Here is a 3,213-nt window from a genome sequence, read left to right as displayed (position 1 = left end):
CGCGACCCCGACCGCGTGGTGGGCGTCTACACCGAAGACGCGCGCTGGCGTTCAACGAGTCGGGCCGCATGACGCGCCGCTACGCCAGCATCAACGACTTGCCCATCGCCGAGCACGAGCGCTTGTTTCACTGGCCGCTCGACAGGCGCCCCCACGACCACGCCGGCCTGAGCGAGCTGGGCCTGTAGCAAGCCTGCTGCCCCGGCCGCTGGCGTGCGCGCCGGCTCGCAGCAGATTGAACGCTGCATGCAGATCGCTGTGACGGTGCGCGCGCGGACCGGCCCCATCATGCATGGCCTGCCAACGAGAAAGGGCCGCCATGAAGCAACTCCAATTCGTCAAGCGCCAGCACGCCAGCCACTGGGTGGGCGATGGCTTTCCGGTGCGCAGCATCTTTTCGTACCACGACCTGGCCGAGGCCTTGTCGCCCTTTCTGTTGCTCGACTACGCCGGGCCCGCGAGCTTTGCGCCCACCACCGCGCGACGCGGCGTCGGCCAGCACCCGCATCGCGGCTTCGAGACCGTCACCATCGTCTATGCCGGCGAGGTGGAGCACCGCGACTCCAGCGGTGCGGGCGGCCTGATCGGCCCCGGCGACGTGCAATGGATGACGGCCGGCGGCGGCATCCTCCACGAGGAATACCACGGCAGCGACTACGCGCGCCGCGGCGGCCCGTTCGAGATGGTGCAGCTGTGGGTCAACCTGCGGGCCAAGGACAAGATGGCCGCCCCCGGCTACCAGGGCATCACCGACGCGCAGATCCCGCGTATCACGCTGCGTGGGCTTGCGGGCGACGCGGCCGGCAGCGTGCGTGTCATCGCCGGCAGCTTCGAGGGCCACGCCGGCCCGGCGCGCACCTTCAGCCCGATGAACGTGTGGGACGTGCGCGTCGCCGCCGGTCGCCGCGCCGAGCTGCCGGTTCCAGCCGGGCACACGGCCGCGCTGCTGGTGCAGAAGGGCAGGCTGCGTTTGAGCGGCGGCGAAACGGTCGGCGAGGCGGAACTGGCCGTGTTCGAGCGCGCTGGCGACACGCTCGCCTTCGAGGCCGAGCAGGACACCACCGTGCTGCTGCTGGCCGGCGAGCCGATCGACGAGCCCATCGTCGGCCACGGCCCCTTCGTGATGAACACCCAGGCCGAGATCCGCCAGGCTTTTGCCGACTACCAGCGCGGGCAGCTCGCACGGCCGGCGGCACACGTCCTGGCTTGACGGGGCGGGCGAAGCCAGCGCGGGTCTCCCGCCCCGGCTAACCACCGGCCGGCCGGCCGATCGAGCGCAAGCGGCGAGTACCCCGGCTTGACAGCCCCGCGCGGGCACTGCCACCCTGCGGGCATGCGCCTGCCCAACCTGCTTGCCAGCAAGAACGGGCGGCTTGCCGCCTTCTTTTTTCTCTACCTGACCGAGGGCATACCGCTGGGCTTTGCCGCCACCGCGGTGGCCACGCAGCTGCGCCGCCAGGACGTGGGCCCGGCCGAGATCGGCGCCTTTGTCGGCTCGTTCTACCTGCCCTGGGCCTTCAAGTGGGCGTTCGGGCCGATGATCGATGTGTTCGCCTCCGAGCGCCTGGGGCGGCGGCGCGGCTGGATCCTCGTCACGCAGGTGCTGATGGCCACGACGCTGCTGTCGACGGTGCTGCTGAAGTTGCCCGAGCAGCTGTGGCTCTTCACCATGATCCTGCTGGTACACAACACCTTCGGTGCGATGCAGGACGTGGCAATCGACGCGCTGGCCGTCAACTCCTTGCACGAAGACGAGCGCGGCCTGGCCAACGGCCTGATGTTCGCGGGCGCCGCGATCGGATCGACGGTGGGCGGTAGCGGCGTGCTTTTCCTGAGCGGCTACACCGGCTTTCAGCCCACCTTCTTCTTCGTGGCCGGCTGCATCCTGATGGTCACCACCCTCGTCGTGCTGCCGATGAAGGAAGCGCCGTATGCCGCGCGCGCCGTCGTCGTCGGCTCGCGCCTGCGTGCGGCGGGCCGCGAGATGCGCGACTTCGCGGTCGCTTCGTTTCGCTCCTTCCTCGGCACGCGCGGCGCCTTCAGCGGCCTGGGCTTCGCGCTGCTGCCGGCCGGCGCCATGTGCCTGGGGCTGTCGCTGCAGTCGAACCTGGCGGTGGAGCTGGGCCTGAACGACGACCAGGTCGCTTGGCTCAATCTCTGGTCGACGGTCGTCAATGCAGGCTTCTGCGTGGTGGGCGGGCTGCTGTCCGACCGCTTCGGGCGGCGCCGCATGCTGGTCATCTACACCCTGCTCACCAGCCTGCCGGTGTTCTACCTGATGCAGGTGCTCAGCCAGTACGGCTGGGTCATGCCGGTGCCGCAGAGCGGGGCCGCACGCCCCGTGGTGCCGGTGGCGCTGGTGACCGCGCTGTGGGTCGCCACGATCGTCTACAACGTGTTCAACGGCCTGATGTACGGCACGCGCTCGGCGATCTTCATGGACGTCACCAACCCCAAGGTCGCGGCCACGCAGTTCACCGCCTACATGGCGCTCATGAACCTGGCCATCGCTTACTCGTCGACCTGGCAGGGCATTGCCATCGAGGCCTGGGGCTACCCACGCACGATGCTGTTCGACGCGATCTTCGGCATGGCTTGCGTGGTGCTCATTCCCTTCATGAAGCGGCTGCCGGGCGGCGACCGCTCGGCCACCGACGACGCGGCGCCCACCCGAGCGCGTGCGGTGGCCGCCGTGCTGGCGCTCGCCTGCCTGGCCTGGTTGCCCTACCGGCTCTGGCACGACGCGCTCGGCGCCGCGCAGCCGATCGCCCAGACGCTGTTCACCCTGGTGTTCGTGGCCTCCGCGCTGTTCCTGCTGGCCAGTGGCGCAGTGCTCGGCGCCTCGATCGGCCGGCTGGCACGCTGGGGCGCCTGGTTGGCGCCGCTCTTGTTGCTGATGCACGTGCGTCACTATGTCGATGCGCTTGCCGCCCGGCTTGGCTTCTTGGTGGGCGAGCACTTGTTCAAGGCCACCGTCCAAGCCGTGCTGCTGGCCGTGCCGCTGCTGGCGGCGGTGCTGCTCGCCTGGCTGGCCCTGAAACCCTGGCGCGAATTGAGCGCGCCAGGGTCGGCGCCGGCCGCTCATCCGTCCCCCGACGGCTTGGCGCCAGGCGCAGCGGGCCCGTCGATTGCCCAGAGTCGCATCTAAGGCGCGGCTGCCGCATGGGCGTGCGGTCGCTCGCCGAAGCGGAGGTGGGCACGGGTGAGCGAGAC

3 protein-coding genes are annotated in these 3,213 nt (G+C 70.0%); all 3 read left to right on the top strand.

Annotation, left to right across the window (positions count from 1 at the left end):
- On the top strand, nt 1-188 hold a 188-nt coding region (locus RMO12_RS05065; protein WP_309638445.1), incomplete at its 5' end, for a DUF1348 family protein.
- Nucleotides 189-319: 131 nt separating this feature from the next.
- The gene (locus RMO12_RS05060) at nt 320-1,210 is read left to right on the top strand and encodes a pirin family protein (RefSeq protein WP_309638444.1); all 891 of its coding nucleotides are present in this window, start codon (nt 320-322) and stop codon (nt 1,208-1,210) included.
- Nucleotides 1,211-1,333: 123 nt separating this feature from the next.
- Nucleotides 1,334-3,148 carry an MFS transporter gene (locus RMO12_RS05055; RefSeq protein WP_309638443.1) on the top strand — a complete coding sequence of 605 codons (1,815 nt, stop codon included), beginning with the start codon at nt 1,334-1,336 and terminating at the stop codon, nt 3,146-3,148.
- The last annotated feature ends 65 nt before the right edge of the window (nt 3,149-3,213 follow it).

The organism is Methylibium sp. (assembly GCF_031393925.1).
In the GTDB taxonomy this organism is placed as follows: domain Bacteria; phylum Pseudomonadota; class Gammaproteobacteria; order Burkholderiales; family Burkholderiaceae_C; genus Methylibium.
The sequence above is the reverse complement of the archived record's forward strand: the minus strand, read 5'-3'. Positions and strand labels throughout refer to the sequence as shown.